This is a genomic window from Kribbella sp. NPDC005582, from assembly GCF_040605415.1.
GTDB lineage: Bacteria > Actinomycetota > Actinomycetes > Propionibacteriales > Kribbellaceae > Kribbella.
Genome location: NZ_JBEXCU010000003.1, coordinates 714,866 through 728,704 on the forward strand (window position 1 = coordinate 714,866; position 13,839 = coordinate 728,704).

13 protein-coding genes are annotated in these 13,839 nt (G+C 67.7%); 6 read left to right on the forward strand and 7 right to left on the reverse strand.

What is annotated here, in order from left to right:
- The first annotated feature begins 43 nt into the window (after nucleotides 1-43).
- From ABZS29_RS21020 to ABZS29_RS21035, 4 genes are all read left to right on the forward strand, one after another.
- Nucleotides 44-637: a hypothetical protein gene (locus ABZS29_RS21020; protein WP_355463948.1), complete on the forward strand. Its 594-nt coding sequence runs from the start codon at nucleotides 44-46 to the stop codon at nucleotides 635-637.
- Nucleotides 638-774: 137 nt separating this feature from the next.
- Entirely contained in the window at nucleotides 775-1,263 is a 489-nt protein-coding gene (locus ABZS29_RS21025; RefSeq protein WP_355463949.1) for a hypothetical protein, read from the forward strand.
- A gap of 155 nt (nucleotides 1,264-1,418) precedes the next feature.
- Nucleotides 1,419-4,016 carry a S8/S53 family peptidase gene (locus tag ABZS29_RS21030; RefSeq protein WP_355463950.1) on the forward strand — a complete coding sequence of 866 codons (2,598 nt, stop codon included), beginning with the start codon at nucleotides 1,419-1,421 and terminating at the stop codon, nucleotides 4,014-4,016.
- Nucleotides 4,017-4,119: 103 nt separating this feature from the next.
- Nucleotides 4,120-5,160, forward strand: a complete 1,041-nt coding sequence (locus ABZS29_RS21035) for a hypothetical protein (RefSeq protein ID WP_355463951.1) — start codon at nucleotides 4,120-4,122, stop codon at nucleotides 5,158-5,160.
- Between the two features lie 15 nt (nucleotides 5,161-5,175).
- Here the strand turns inward: ABZS29_RS21035 and ABZS29_RS21040 are convergent, their stop codons facing one another.
- Complete coding sequence (locus tag ABZS29_RS21040) at nucleotides 5,176-6,435, reverse strand: glucuronoxylanase (RefSeq protein WP_355463952.1); 1,260 nt, start codon at nucleotides 6,433-6,435, stop codon at nucleotides 5,176-5,178.
- 602 nt (nucleotides 6,436-7,037) lie between these two features.
- On the opposite strand from ABZS29_RS21040, the gene ABZS29_RS21045 reads away from it, so the two are divergent.
- Nucleotides 7,038-7,376: a hypothetical protein gene (locus ABZS29_RS21045; protein ID WP_355463953.1), complete on the forward strand. Its 339-nt coding sequence runs from the start codon at nucleotides 7,038-7,040 to the stop codon at nucleotides 7,374-7,376.
- Here the strand turns inward: ABZS29_RS21045 and ABZS29_RS21050 are convergent.
- A complete protein-coding gene (locus tag ABZS29_RS21050; protein ID WP_355463954.1) occupies nucleotides 7,373-7,777 on the reverse strand; it encodes a MerR family transcriptional regulator in 405 nt (134 codons plus the stop codon). The genes ABZS29_RS21045 and ABZS29_RS21050 overlap by 4 nt on opposite strands.
- Nucleotides 7,778-7,842: 65 nt before the next feature.
- Here ABZS29_RS21050 and ABZS29_RS21055 point away from each other — a divergent pair, with 65 nt between their 5' ends.
- On the forward strand, nucleotides 7,843-8,556 hold the full coding sequence (locus ABZS29_RS21055) for an SDR family oxidoreductase (RefSeq protein WP_355463955.1): 714 nt from the start codon (nucleotides 7,843-7,845) through the stop codon (nucleotides 8,554-8,556).
- 186 nt (nucleotides 8,557-8,742) lie between these two features.
- On the opposite strand, the gene ABZS29_RS21060 is transcribed toward ABZS29_RS21055, so the two are convergent.
- From ABZS29_RS21060 to ABZS29_RS21080, 5 genes are all read right to left on the reverse strand, one after another.
- Nucleotides 8,743-9,957, reverse strand: coding sequence for a hypothetical protein (locus ABZS29_RS21060; protein ID WP_355463956.1), 1,215 nt, complete (start codon nucleotides 9,955-9,957; stop codon nucleotides 8,743-8,745).
- Nucleotides 9,954-10,874, reverse strand: coding sequence for a MurR/RpiR family transcriptional regulator (locus ABZS29_RS21065; protein ID WP_355463957.1), 921 nt, complete (start codon nucleotides 10,872-10,874; stop codon nucleotides 9,954-9,956). Before ABZS29_RS21065 ends, ABZS29_RS21060 begins: the two co-directional genes overlap by 4 nt.
- A 93-nt stretch (nucleotides 10,875-10,967) precedes the next feature.
- Nucleotides 10,968-12,152: a hypothetical protein gene (locus ABZS29_RS21070; RefSeq protein WP_355463958.1), complete on the reverse strand. Its 1,185-nt coding sequence runs from the start codon at nucleotides 12,150-12,152 to the stop codon at nucleotides 10,968-10,970.
- 50 nt (nucleotides 12,153-12,202) lie between these two features.
- Nucleotides 12,203-12,703 carry a DinB family protein gene (locus tag ABZS29_RS21075; RefSeq protein WP_355464413.1) on the reverse strand — a complete coding sequence of 167 codons (501 nt, stop codon included), beginning with the start codon at nucleotides 12,701-12,703 and terminating at the stop codon, nucleotides 12,203-12,205.
- 53 nt (nucleotides 12,704-12,756) lie between these two features.
- Complete coding sequence (locus tag ABZS29_RS21080) at nucleotides 12,757-13,749, reverse strand: AraC family transcriptional regulator (RefSeq protein ID WP_355463959.1); 993 nt, start codon at nucleotides 13,747-13,749, stop codon at nucleotides 12,757-12,759.
- Nucleotides 13,750-13,839: the final 90 nt, after the last annotated feature.

Consider the following 13,839-nt stretch of genomic DNA (forward strand, 5'->3'; position numbering starts at 1 on the left):
CTCGGCCCTGTACGCGTCGGGCTCGCGCAGGCACCCTTGGCAGATGAGTACGACGACGCACACGGGGCAGGCTGCGGTCGTGCGGGAGCCCTGGTTCCGTGGGCACCGGACCGGAACGGTCGTGGTGATCGGCGTGCTCTTCGCAGCCATCCTCTTGGTGCGGCTGCTGATGCGGCCGGTAGCCGACGCGTCCAGCATGCTCTACGTGCTCCCGGTTGCGTTGGCGGCACTCGCCTTCGGATGGCGGGCCGGTGTGCTCGCCGGGGTGACCGGGATCGCGCTGATCGGAGTGTGGGCAGTCGTGACCAGCGCGTCGCTGAGTCCTGTTGGCTGGATTTCGAGGGCAGCGCCGCTCCTGCTGCTCGGGTACCTGCTGGGTGACGCTTCGGACCGTCTGCGCCGAGCTGAGGACGACAGGCTGCGGGCAGAGGCCGCAGCACTGCTCTACCGGCAGGCGATCGAGATCAACGACTCGATCGTGCAAGGAATGGCGGCGGCGCGGTGGGCTCTGGAGAGCGGCCGGGCTGAGGCCGGGATGAAGATCCTCGACACCACGATGGGTCAGGCGCAGGAGTTGGTCTCCGAGCTCATCCGGCAAGCAGGGCTTGGCGTTCCGGCGCCGACGCCGGTCGAATAGCCCCGGCCAACGGCTGACAAGCTTCGGTGGCCTGCGCCTGTGCGAAGCTTCTGCCCGTGCGCCGGCCGCAACGGGTGAGCGGGCGACGATCTTTGGAGGGGCACATGATCAGGACCATGGGCAGGTCAGCAGGGGCGATGACGCTCGCAGGAGCCGTCGCGCTCGGGACCGCAGTCCTGGCACCGACCTCGGCTCAGGCCGCCGAGCTGATCGCCAACCGGTCGACGACCAAGGCACCCAGCGACGACAACGACGGCGCCGCCCGGATGACCACCTACCTGCGCTACACCGGCGCCTCCACCATCACGCTGCGGGACACGAACGTCATCGACTACTGCCGCGCCACCTCCAGCGGCCCGAAGGGCGACGGCGAAGGCGCCTACGTCTTCCTTCGCATCCAGTTCCGCGACGGAACCCGCACCGACCGTGCGGTAGTTGCCGACACCAACGGCTGCGACAACGGCGTCATCCACCGTGCCTCCTTCTCCGCCACCACCACCAAGCGCATCGACCGCGTCTGGGTGATGCTCCAGGAGCGCGACGGCGCCGGCGGCTCCGTCGACGGCATCACCGCCGGCGAGCTCGCCGGCGGCGGCACCGCCTACTTCGACAACCCCTACACCTGATCGTCGCGGTGTAACCGACCGGTTGACCCAGGTATGACCTGGTGCCAACCGGATCGGGCTGAGGTCTGGCCGGGTGGCCGTTCGAGGGGCAGACTCGGTCACGGGGGTGCTCTCGGCTGTGCCGAAGCCGGGGCCGTAGGGACGTGGGGGATGGCATGGCGGGACGAGTGCGTGTCGACGAAGGTGGAGTTCTCGCTCATTACGCCGACTGGCGGAGCCGCACGGTGGGGAGATCGGTCGCGGCGCTCGGCCCGGCGGATCTGACGGCGATGCCGTACGTCGCGAACGAGGTGATCGTCGACGAGGAGGACCGTGAGCTGATCGACGAACTCGTCGGCCGGTACGGCGCGGAGCCGATCGACGACCGGGAGCTGCCCGAGCCGCCGGAAGGCATCCAGGTGCGCGAAGAAGGATTGCGCGGCCCGGTCGCTGTACGGCTGAAGTTTCGCGAGGTACCCGCGGTCGACGATCAGGACGGGCTGCTGGAACAGGCGGTCGGCGACCGGCCCGGCGAGGTCTTCGTGAGTTCGGAGATGGGCGCGGCGGTCGCGGCGATGACGGCCCGGTTCGCCTTCGACGGAAGGCCGATCGGGCTCAACCTGTACGGCGAACCGTTCGCCATGCCGTTGTCCACGGCAACCGAAAGTGCGATACCGGGCGCCGGCGCGAATCCGTTCGCGTACGCCGCGTTCGCCGGCCGGACCCGGATGGTCGAGGCCTGGCAGTTGATGGACTCGGTCCAGCGGATGCGCAGCAACCCGTTCGTCGTCCTTGCGGTGCTGGACAACGGCTTCTGGCTCGACGGCAACGGCGCACCGATCGTCGCCGGCGGGCAGACCGCGTCGGACCTCGGCGCCGGGGTGATGCAGCTCAACCTGATGGCCGAAGGTACGCCCGCGGGTGGAATGTCGCCGTCGAACGGCTGGCACGGCAACTCGGTGGCCAGCGCGGGCGCGGGCATCCTGAACAACGCGGCCGGGGCAGCGGGCAGCGGCGGCACGGTCGCCACGCCGATGCTGTTCCGGACCGACATCTCGGTCGACCAGCTGATGCGCGCCGCGCGGATCTGCGCGGCCTGGGGCCTCGACGTACTGAACATGTCGATCGGGACCTGGGGCGACGCCGAGATCTGGTTCCCGACCACTGCGTGGGACAAGGCGTTCCGGTTCGCGGCGGACAACGGCGTGGTGATGATCGCTGCCGCCGGCAACAGTTCCCTCGACCTTCCGAACGCCGACGATCACGTGCGGCCCGCGACCAGAACTCCCGGCGTGCTCACGGTCGGCGCACTCGACGCCTCCGACAACGCTGCAGGCTTCTCGAACTACGGCTCGTCGGTCAACCTCTGGGCGCCCGGTACGGCGATCCCGGTCGCGCCGGACGGAGCCGCTCCGCTCGGATCGACCAAGAACGGTACGTCGTTCGCCGCGCCGATCGTGGCCGGTGTCGCCGCGATGATGCGCAGCGCCAACCCGAGTTTGAGCGCTCACGACATCCGCCGCATCCTGGTCGAGACCGGCTGGCAGGGGACCGGCCGGGTGACCAAGGGACTTGACGCCTTCGCCGCAGTGTTCGCCGCCATCGGTGCGGCGCTCCCCGACAACAACGAGCCGAACAACACCCCGGCAACCGCTGGCCGGCTCATAGCGACTGGTCCAGGTGGGGCGCTGCAGCCCGGGCTCGGCCCGTTCACCACGCGGTCGAAGTCGGGAGACACCGACTACTGGAAGTTCCGGGTGGAGCGGTTCTCGACGGTGACCGTGGCCGTCGACTGGTACGAACGCCTCAGCACACTGGGCGTTCTCGTCGAGGGGGAAGATCCCGATGTCCGCGGTCCCGATGACCTGACCAGGACGAACACCGCCGGCGGCCTCACGCTGACCGGGTTGCTACCTCCCGGCGGTTACCGGATCCGCGTCACAGGCGGCGGCATCACGGCGTACAGCCTGCGGGTGACCCAACGGCCGGCGTCGTTGCCACGCGATATTTTCGAGAAGAACGACTCGTTCGAGTCGGCCGCGGTGATGCTGTTCGAGACGAACAAATGGACCCCGTTCTTCACGCGCACGTGGGGTCCGGGAACGTACGACGCGACGTTGCACCGCGACGTGCTGTACTCGCCGTACATCGGCGGTGGCACGAAGGGCTCGGTCAACGTCGACTACTTCCGCCTGGACGTGCCGGATCGCAAGATTTTCAGCCGTCCGGCGGTGGCCGTGTTCGACTCCGACCAAGTGGTCGACGTGACCTTGTACGACGAGCACCGCAACGTCATCGACGCCCGGACGAACCTCCGCCACGTGAAGCTCTACCCGCCACCGAAGTCGACCTGCTACCTGCGCGTGACCGGCAGCCAGGTCACCCGCTACCGCATCTCCACCCGAATGGAGACCGACAGCCACATCATCCCGGGACCATGGCAGGAGGAGCTGCACGTGTTCCCGAAGTGGTGGGGCGACCCGCCGCCGCTCCACCTGGAGGACCCGGTCACACACTACCTCCACGAACTCGGCGAAGACCGTGGCGAGGGCTCCGCACTGGCGTTCGCCGACCCCGGCGTGGACCTCCGAATCGGCCTCATCGACCGCACCGGCGAGGTCATCCGCGAAGCCCGCACGCTCGGCGACCGCCTCCTCCTCGACATCGAAGGCCTGGAGCCAGGTCCCTACATCGTCCAGATCACCCGCCCCGACGAGGCAACTGGCACCGAACTCCGAGTGGTCCCTCCGCTCCCGAACCGCGACCTCCACTAGGGCTCGGGGGTACCGCAACTTCTCTGGGGTTGTACCAGTATGTACCTGTTCCCGCGGGCTGGACGGACCGAGACTGATCCGGTCCACCACGCAGAAGAGACAGATGAACCGCAGAATTCTTGCCCTGTTGACGACCGCAGCCATCGTGGCCGGCTCGACGACGACCGCCGCGGCACCGGCTCAGGCCGCGACATCGAAGGACTTCGTTCCGCAGACGATCTTCGCGCCGCACATCGCGGAGAAGAACGAGCCGGCAGTGCCGCAGAACGTCGTACCGGTCGGCTCTGTCGACCTCGAGATGGCAGCCGGGCAGACGGCGTGGGTCCTGTCGGTGATGCACGCGAACGACGCGACACAGCGCTCGCTGTTCGACAACGAGATCGTCTGCAAGCTGCCTGACGGCACCAGCAAGAACGCGGTGATCGGCCAGAACGTCTACGAGCGGACCCACCCCGCGAAGGAGTGGACCGACGTCAACCTGGCCACCAGGTACCTGGTCCAGTCCCCGACGGCGGGCAAGGTCACCTGTACGGCGAACGTCCGGTCGCACTCGCTCATGGTCGGCGTCGACGCCACGTACCGTCTGGTCGGCGGGAGGATCTGGATCGCCGACCAGAACGTCGGCAACGCCACGGACGGCAAGCCGCTGCAGCAGAGCCCGGAAGTCGGCTCGCTGGCGAAGGTCGACTCGACCTCCATCGCGCGGGTGCCTGCGCTGGACACGTTCGACCTTCCGGCCGGATACAAGACGCTGAGCGTTTTCGGCGAGACGCAATACCAGATCTGCTTCTCCGTACCACCCTGCAGGAACGACCAATACGGCTCCTCCACGGCGCAGTTCACACTGATCATCAACCAGTGGAAGCTGGACGGCGGCCTGTGCCAGACCAGCCAGACCACCTCCAGGACGGAGACCTACCCGTACTACGTGCACCACGCCTACGTGCCGCTGAACAAGGGCGACTTCGCGATCAGCACCGCCCCGGGCTGTATCCCGCGGTTCAACGCGTACGTCCGGGTCGATTGGAAGGGTGGTGATACCGGCGGGGTCCAAGGCGGCGCCAGAGGCCTGAACGACACCTTCGAGGGAACCACCACGCACAGGGCCGACATGAGCCACGTGTTCGTCATACCGTTGCACTGACCCACCGGCAACCGATCAACCCGCGACGAAGGTCTTGATGCTGTACGCCGGTAGCTGGGTGTCGAAGGAGCCGTTCGTCATGGTGATGCTCGGATCCGCGGCGAGCGTGCGGCTCGCCGTGGTCACCCAGGTCGAGACCGTCGTAGCCGTGGTGTCCCGGATCGTGAACGGCTGGTCGACCGCCGACGAGTTCTTGTTGACGGCAACGATCACGATCCGGGATCCGCTCTTGAACGCGGTGATGAAGACGTTCGTCTCCGGTTTCGCGCTCGCGGTGATCCGGAGGTAGCCGGGCCGAACCCACTTGGCGAAGTGCGCCATGGTGGCGCCGCGCTTGCTGATCCGCCCGTCCTCGCGCATCGGTCCGTACGAGCGGCGGATGTACCACCACACGTATGCCTGGAACCGGCCGTCCACCAACGCGCGATGCATGTGCTCACCAACATCGATCGCCTGCGGCCAGAGGTCGCCCGAGTCGGCATCGCTGTTCGGGTAGTAGACCTCCGTCATCCACAGCTCCTTGCCGCCACCCTTCTCGCGGAACAGCGGGTAGGGGAGGTCGGCGGGCTTGGTGCCGTAGAGGTGAGCGCCGAGGATGTCCAGGTTCGCCAGCGCCGCCGAGTCCTGCAGGATCGGGTCCGAGGCGGCCTTGCGGTACTGGAACGACTCGGGCGCGATCACCCGGGTGTTGATCGCACCGGCGTTCTCCCGCAGAAACTTGACCATCTCGGCCGGCGTCCACGCGGTCCAGTCGTGCGCGTAGTCCGGCTCGTTCTGCACCGAGATGCCGTACAGGGCAGCTCCGTTGTCGCGCATGTAGGTGACGAAATCGTTGAGGTGTTGCGCATAGGCGCCGTACGAGTTGTAGCGGAGCCGCTTGCCTCCGGAGAAGGTCTCGGCCATCGACGCCGGCGGATTCCACGGCGACGCGAACACCTTGGCTCCAAGCTCACTGGCACGCCTCGCGGTGGCGACCTGGCGACTCCAGTCGTCACGGTTCTCCGGCACCGGAATACGCAGCACGCTGAACCCCAGCTGCCCCGCACCGGTCCCGAACGCCGTCTCCCGCTGCTCGGCCGTGAGATCACCGATCCAGCCCGGATGGTTCATCCCGCCGAACCCCTGGATCTTCTGCTGCACAATCGCCGGTTCGACAACCACCCGCGTCTGCGCCGCCGCTCGAGGCGCGGTCACCGCCAACACCGGCAACGCCGCACCCGCGGCCAGCAACGACCGGCGACGTACCGAAGGCAAGTTCAAGTCTTTGCGGTCCATGGCTTCTCCACAACGTCGGTCTGGGGCGGCGGCCGATGTCGAAGCGCTTCGACCGAACCATGATGACCCGCCCAAGCGCAGTTGAGAAGAGCAGAGCAGGGCCATGCCCTTCCGGCCGCTGGTTGGGCGCGCTTACTCTGCGGGCCACGGCCATCCAGATCCCGTTGACTATTTCGCGGCGCGGGACGTTCAAGGTGGCCGGTGGGGAGGAGTGCTTCTCGCGGCGGCGGCTGATCAGGGACCGAGGCCGAGCGAACTCCGCGCGGCGGCCGAGCCCCGGCTGGACAACACCGGATACGCCGGGCGCTGCCTGACCCGGTCAGCCGGAGACGCGGGCCGCGCCGAGCCGCTTCGGGCGGGCCGACCTGTACCGCGACGAGCACGGCTTCCGGCTGTTCACGATCGAAGATCTGTTGAAGCCCGGCGCGGGTGGAACTACTGGAGCCGGTACTGCGAGCCAGCGAGCGCGGGCACGTCGCGATCTTCACTCCACTCGACGCGGAGCTCTACGGCAGCAAGAGCGCACTGGCGATCCTTTCCGACGAAGCCAACCGCTCGCGCTTCCGCCCGGAGGAGCAAGCGGCGATCGACCGCCTGGTCCCGTGGACCCGGATGGTCCGCGGCGATCTTCTCGACTACGCCAAGGAGAACCAGACCGACCTGGTCCGCAAGCGGCCGCCCTCCACGGCGGCGAAGGTGTTCTGCTGGGCTGGCAGACCGACGCCGACACCTGGTCCGACCGCCTCACCGAGGCGGTCCACCAGCCATGGGTCCTGCAACGCCGCATCCAGCCTGTGCCCGAAGCATTCCCCACCGACGACGGTTCCGAGAACTGGCTCCTCACCTGGGGTCCGATCATGGTCCACGACGGCCTCGGCGGCTACTACGTCATCAATCTCACCATGGGTGCCACCGCCACCTGCTGCTTCTACCAGGATTAGACCTCGGCAGACTCGTACGGCGCCCAGGCGGGCTCCCGCAGCGCGGGGCAGTGTTCGGGAGTCGGGTGGTTCGCGATGGCGACCATGCGATCCAGCGCGTCCCGGGCGGCGGCGAGTTCCGCCATCGCGGTGGTGATGCGGTCGCGTTCGGCCGCGAGCAGCTCGAAGGACTCGGGTGAAGCGTCCCCGGTCTCGATGGAGGGCATCAGCCGCACGATGGTCCGGCTGGGCAAGCCGGCGGTGAACAACTGCTGGATCAGCCGGACCCGCTCGACAGCCGCCTCGGCGTAGACGCGCTGATCGCTGGCTGTGCGTTCGGAGGCGAGCAGCCCCTGCTCCTCGTAGTACCGCAGCGCCCTGGTGCTGACCCCGGCTCGCCGCGCGAGCTCGCCGATCCGCATGCGTCCTCCCTCGGAACTGGCCTCGACTTGACCTTCACGTCAACGTCAAGTTTTAGCGTAGCCGAATGAACGTCACCGATCAGATAGCCCTCGTCACCGGAGCCAACCGCGGCATCGGCCGTCAGTTCGTCCTCGAACTCCTCGAACGGGGAGCGCGCAAGGTGTACGCGAGCGCCCGCCGTACCGAGACCCTCGACTTCGACGACGCCCGCGTCGTACCGGTGCGACTCGACCTTCTCGATCACGAGTCCGTCGTCGCGGCAGCGGCCGCCGCGGGGGATGTCAGCCTGCTCGTGAACAACGCCGGCATCACCACCGGCGCCGGGCTCGTCACCGGCGACCTCGCCGAGGTCCGTCGTGAGCTGGACACACACTTCTGGGGAACGCTCGACGTGATCCGGGAGTTCAGCCCGATGCTCGCCGCGAACGGCGGAGGCGCCATCGTCAACGTCCTCTCGGCGCTGTCGTGGTTCTCCTTCCCGGGCGCCGGAGCGTACGCCGTCGCGAAGGCAGCCGAGTGGAACATGACCAACGGCGTACGCCTCGAGCTCGCGGCTCAAGGCACGTTCGTCGAAGGCGTCCTCCTCGGCGCCGCCGACACCGACATGATGGCCGGGTACGACGGCCCCAAGGTCGACCCGCGGGACGTCGTACGCCGCGCGCTCGACGGCCTGGCCGCCGGTTCGATCGAGGTGGTCGTCGACGACTGGACCGCGATGGTGAAGTCGTCCCTAGGCGGCGACCCGGCGCAGTTCTACGCCCAATTCGCCGGGGCCTGACCGTCAGCGGGTGCGATGCCGCGGAGAAAGACCGCGCGCTGCTCCGCGGCCGCACCCGGCCAGTCCGGCACGTTCGACATCGGCTGGGCGAGCATCGCACCGAACCGCACCACCACCCGTCCGGCGTCGCCTCTCCGCGAGGCAGCCCGACATCCTCAGGTTGCAGTACCCGAGAGCAGGCCGCGATTACAGCCGGAACGGGTTGGCGACGGTCGCAGCGAGTAGGTACCAAGCGGTCGCGCCGGTGTGCAGGGAGGCGTAGTACAGGTCGCCGAAGCCGGTGTCGAGGCCGTCACTGGAGGCCGCGACGATGCCCTTGCCGTCGTTGTTGGGTGCGCGCAGCTGGGCGTCACGCAGGCCGGCCAGGTACCTGTCGATCCGGGCGCGATCCCCGGCGGCCTGGCGAAGGTTGAGCGCGGCAACCAAGTGGGCGGTGCCTTCGAACCAGACCTTGCTGGTGTCGGTGTTGCTGAAGCTGATGCCGGTGAAACCGTTGTCGGATGCAGCGAGGTGGGCGATCGTCCAGTCGACGGCCTGGCTGTAGCGGGCGTCCTTGGTGGCCAGGTAGGCCCACGTCTGTACGTCGGCCGGGATCGGGGCGCGGTTGATCGTCACCCCGTCCGGGTTCGTGCCGGTCCAGATCATCCGGCCCGCGTTGTCCCACATCGCCCGGACGAACGCGAACGCCTGCTGAGACCGGGTCGACCAGATGCCGTCGCCGGTCAGTTGGTTCAGCATCGCGAAGAACGCGCCGATGTCGATGTTGTGCTCGGTCGCCTTGAAGGTCAGCGGTTGGTCGTCGGCGTTCCGCCCGCCGGTGTAGCCCGGGATGCCGGCGCTCGACCAGGTCTTGGACTGGATCCAGTTGGCGGCAGTGAGAGCGCCGGTCAGGTACTTGCTGAGACCGGTCCACTTGTAGAGGTGGCACAGCGCCATCCCGACCCAGGCCTGATTTCCGCTGTACGCCGCGGGCGAGCCGACGTACGGGCTCCCGTCGGCGGTGATCAGCGGGTTCGGCTGGTACGACGCTCTGGTCCGGCCGTCGCCGATGGGGTCGTGTGCCTGGACGTAGAGCAGCACGTCGCCGAGCATTTTCGCGCGCGCCATTTGAGCGGGTGAGCCGTCCTGGATGAGCGCGATGATCGTGAGGGCGTCGTCGTACAGGAACGAGGAGACGAAGTTGATGCCGGCGAAGTAGCCGCCGGTGTAGCTCTGCGGGACGCGCAACGTGGTGCCGCTGCCGTACTGGTCGATCTTCTCGGCCAGGAAGGCGAAGGCGTTCGCGACCGAGGCCTCGGCGATCCGTCGACCGCCTCGGCCGGCGTGAGCGGTGGCAGGTACGGCGAGTCCGGTGCTGAGGGCAACAAAACTCCCGAGCACGGTACGGCGGGACGCGATCATGACGGCTCCTTCGGCTGGGCGGGGGCACGACGCCGGCCGGGCTTCGGCGTACGGCGCGGATCGATCATTGCGGCGGTGGTCTTGAGCGCGGCCACGGTGCGGACGTGGGTGAGCTGGGCGATTCGGGCGTAGAGGACGTCCAGGACGAGCAGCTGTGAGTGGCGATCCGCCGGGGCGTCGGCCTGCGCCGTACCGGTTCGTGCGGTGGTGAGCACGAGATCGGCTGCCGCGGCCAGCGTCGAGGCGTGATCGTTGGTGACAGCAACGGTCCGGACACTGCGCGAGGCAGCGGCTTGCAGGACGTCGATCGTCTCGGTGACCTGGCCGGACTGGGAGATCCCGAACACGAGGTCGCGCTCGCCGGCCAGCGCGATGGAGATCAGCGCACTGTGGACATCGGTGCAGAGCCAGCACGAGAACCCGATGCGCTGCAGGCGGATTCGCAGCTCGTCGGCGGAGATGGCGCTGGTCCCGACCCCGAACAGGTAGATGTTGCGGGCGTCGGTGAGTGCGTGAGCCACCCGGTCGATCTCGGCGAGGTCGAGCTGGTCGGCGGTCTCGAAGACAGCTTGGGTGCTGGCGGCAACGATCACCTTGAGCACCTGATCGAGATCGTCGCCGGGCTGGATCGAGCGGCCGATGTCGGTGGTCCAGCGACTCGGCGCCGCCCGGCCGACCTCTTCGGCGAGAGCAACCTTCAGCCCGGCGAACCCCGGCAGGCCCACCTGGTGGCAGAACCTGGTCACGGTCCCGGCGGACGTGCCGGTCCGCTCGGCGAGCTCGCTGATGGTCAAGCGCATCGCCTCGGCCGGTTCGGCCAGCAGGTAGGCAGAGATCTGTTCCAGCGCGCCGGTCAACTGACCGGCGCGCAGCCGCTGAAGGAGTCCGGGAGCAACCATGATGGAAGCAATTTCCATCATTTGTCACCGGCCGTCAATGGATGGAAAGAATTTCCATGTCGTGAGGTCGTTGCGGCTGCTCTAGACAACTCATCCGCGGATAGGGAGTTGTCAATGAAGTGGCGTCCGGCTGGTGCGCTTGCGGAGGTGTATCACTCCGGCCACCAGGAGCGCCGGGAGCCAGCAGAGCAGCAGCCATGGCAGGGGCCACCACCAGGTGAGGCGGTGGACGGCGGGGGAGTCCGCGGTTGGTGATCCTGGGCTTCGGGCGGTGGTCGACCAGGCGAGGAACGCGTCGCCGGTGGGGAGAACGCCGAAGGCGTAGCGTTTGGTGGTCAGGCCGGTGATCGGGGCTCCGACGATCTCGCCTACGCGCAGCAGGGCTCCTTCGAGGGGGTCGCCTTGAAGGCGGGCTGCGCCGGCCGTCACTACCGTGGCGGACAAACTGATGCCCAGCACCAACGGTCCCGAGTCGACGTCGCCTGAACCGCTTTGTCCTTTCGGGAACTCGCGGACACCGGGCGCGTAGCCGATGACGAACTTGTCCCGGAACAGCTGGTACTGCGACTGTGCGAACTCGCGGTCGATCTCCGGCAGGAATCGCTGGATGATGCTTTGCGAGGTTGCCCGGGCACCGGTCGGTCCCGGCTCAGCCTGGTGTGGCATCAGCCCCGTGGCAGGGTCCAGGTGCTGGCGGACCAACTCGAGCCAGCGACTTCTGGTCTGCGTGAAGTGTGGCGTGGTGATGCGATCGTGCAACGCCAGCGAGGCGATCGCCACGGTGGAGTCGACCGGCCACGCCTGGCCAGGATACGCCGTCAAATAAGGGGAATCCGAGGCCTCGAAGGCTTTGGCGATCTCTGTCGAGGACCGGGTGTACTCCGCCATGGCGGTCGAGTCGAGGGTGGCGATCGCGCCGCGCAACCAGTTGGTCCAGCCGGCGTGGAAGATCCCGTACGGCGGATCGAGGTGGCGAGTGAAGGGCGCCGTACCGTCGGTCGATTGCAGGCGGTCGAGAGACCAGCGCGCCTCCCGGACGGCCTCTGCTTCGTATTCCGGGCGGGCTGTTGCCACCTGCACCCAAGTGAGTCCGTACAACACGTTCAGGAAGAAGTAGCCCTCCGGGAACAGGCCCTGTGCCTGATGGTCGGCGCCGTCCTCGATCGCGGCCCGCAGGAAATGCAGTTGCTTGACGGCTCCAACCTCCGCGTCCGGTCGCGGTCCGACGAGGCGCCAGGTTCCGGTGAGGCCCATCAGAACCGTCACGACGATCAGTCCCCAGCGCAACGCTTTCATCGCGCGAGTCTCCCATGGGCTTCCGGCGGTTGGCAGCTTCCGGTCTCTACCTAGTCCGGCTCGTCGAGGACCAGCCGCTGTCCGCCGTCGACCAACTCGCGACAGACGTCCAGGTGTCCGGCATGCGTGGCGGTCTCGACGATCACGTGCAACAAGACCTCCCGCAGCGACGAGTACGGCGGTACGCCGCTGTCCTCGAACCACCACCGCGGTTCCGCGTCCAGCCGCAAGTCGTCGACTGCCGCGCTTGCCAGCCTGCACTCCTCGGCGTACTGCTCGAGAAGCTCCTCGTCGCTTAGGAGCTCAGGCGCTGTCCAGCCCTCGTACCCGTTGGGCAGGTCAGGGCGCTCGCCTGCCATGACAGCCCGGAACCACACGCGCTCGACATCCAGCGTCAAGTGTCTGACGACACCTCGGGGTGTCCAGCCCGAGGGGACCTGAGAACGCCGCCGAGCCTCGGCCGGCATAGCTCTCACCTGTTCCACAACATGCGCCCGCTGCGAATCGAGCCACTTGAGCAGCTCGCGCTTCGTGATCTCGTCCGTGTCCATCTCCACGCCAGCAGTCAACCCCACTACGACTCGCACGAGCGAATCCCTGGCTGCTAAGCCACGCGATGTGACCTGGACACCAGCAGATAGTGCGCTCTGAATTCGCGCGGGCTCATGCCGTAGCGCTGGCGGAATGCGGCGCTCAGGACGCTGTTGGAGGAGAAGCCGCAGCTTTGGGCGAGGTCGCCGATGACGATGTGAACTGGGCTGCGGAGGCGTTCGTGGACGAGGGCGAGTCGTTCTTCGCGGATCAGTTCGCGGGGCGTCGTACCGGCCTGTTGCAGTGCCAGCTGGACCTGTCGTAGGGACCAGCCCAGGGCGCGTGCCATCGTGGCGCCGGTCAGTCCTGGATCGGGGGCGTGCTCGCGGACGTAGCGTCTGACCATCGCTTCGACCTCGACCAGGCCGCCCTCGATGTCCGGCCGGTCGTCGCCGACGGCGAGCATGCACAGGAGGTCGGCGAGCCGGTCGCAGACCGCGTCGAACTCGGCTGCTGACAGGTGCGCCCGTTGAGCGAACAGCTCGGCCAGCATGCCCGTCAGGACCCGGCCCAGGCCGCGGTTGAGGTCGAGAATCCGGGGTCCGGACCGGCGGGCCGCGGGGCGCAGGCGGTTGTCCATCTCCGCCCGGGGAATCGTCAGCAGCGCGATGTCGGCATGGTCGAGCTTCGCTTCGAACTGCGAGTTTGACGAGGCCAGGAATGCCGCGCCTGGGCCGGCGCGCAACTCCTGACCATCTTGGCTGACCAGCAGTTCACCGCGGATCGTCCAGATGAGTGTGCGGGTGTCGTGCGGATCCGCGGAGGCCATCGCGGCGGTTCGGTGTCCCTGCGCACAGTCGGCCGATGCCCGGCCGAGCGTGTAGGCGACTGTGCCGATGCGGAGCATCCGGCCCCGGAAGCTGCCCGGCGAACAGGTCGGATCCACCCGGTAGCGGGTCGCCGCGCTGACGACGCTCATCCAGTACTCGACACGTTCCGGTGGCCGGACGTCGTCCGTTGTCCACGAGTCGATCGAATAGGACGAAACCGGGGGCGCGGTTGTCATGGGGGGCCTCACCTTGGTCGGGCGGGAAGAGCCGGGGGCGGTCACTTCTAACAGCTTGACTGGTCAGCTAGGAAGGATTCTTTCGAAGAA

Excerpts from the sequence above, each read along its gene's own strand:
- ABZS29_RS21050 (WP_355463954.1), bottom strand. The coding sequence starts at position 7,777 with ATGCGGATCGGCGAGCTCGCGCGGCGAGCCGGGGTCAGCACCAGGGCG.
- ABZS29_RS21055 (WP_355463955.1), top strand. The coding sequence starts at position 7,843 with ATGAACGTCACCGATCAGATAGCCCTCGTCACCGGAGCCAACCGCGGC.
- ABZS29_RS21025 (WP_355463949.1), top strand. The coding sequence starts at position 775 with ATGACGCTCGCAGGAGCCGTCGCGCTCGGGACCGCAGTCCTGGCACCG.
- ABZS29_RS21035 (WP_355463951.1), top strand. The coding sequence starts at position 4,120 with ATGAACCGCAGAATTCTTGCCCTGTTGACGACCGCAGCCATCGTGGCC.
- ABZS29_RS21020 (WP_355463948.1), top strand. The coding sequence starts at position 44 with ATGAGTACGACGACGCACACGGGGCAGGCTGCGGTCGTGCGGGAGCCC.
- ABZS29_RS21075 (WP_355464413.1), bottom strand. The coding sequence starts at position 12,703 with ATGGACACGGACGAGATCACGAAGCGCGAGCTGCTCAAGTGGCTCGAT.
- ABZS29_RS21040 (WP_355463952.1), bottom strand. The coding sequence starts at position 6,435 with ATGGACCGCAAAGACTTGAACTTGCCTTCGGTACGTCGCCGGTCGTTG.
- ABZS29_RS21030 (WP_355463950.1), top strand. The coding sequence starts at position 1,419 with ATGGCGGGACGAGTGCGTGTCGACGAAGGTGGAGTTCTCGCTCATTAC.
- ABZS29_RS21070 (WP_355463958.1), bottom strand. The coding sequence starts at position 12,152 with ATGAAAGCGTTGCGCTGGGGACTGATCGTCGTGACGGTTCTGATGGGC.
- ABZS29_RS21060 (WP_355463956.1), bottom strand. The coding sequence starts at position 9,957 with ATGATCGCGTCCCGCCGTACCGTGCTCGGGAGTTTTGTTGCCCTCAGC.
- ABZS29_RS21080 (WP_355463959.1), bottom strand. The coding sequence starts at position 13,749 with ATGACAACCGCGCCCCCGGTTTCGTCCTATTCGATCGACTCGTGGACA.
- ABZS29_RS21065 (WP_355463957.1), bottom strand. The coding sequence starts at position 10,874 with ATGGAAATTGCTTCCATCATGGTTGCTCCCGGACTCCTTCAGCGGCTG.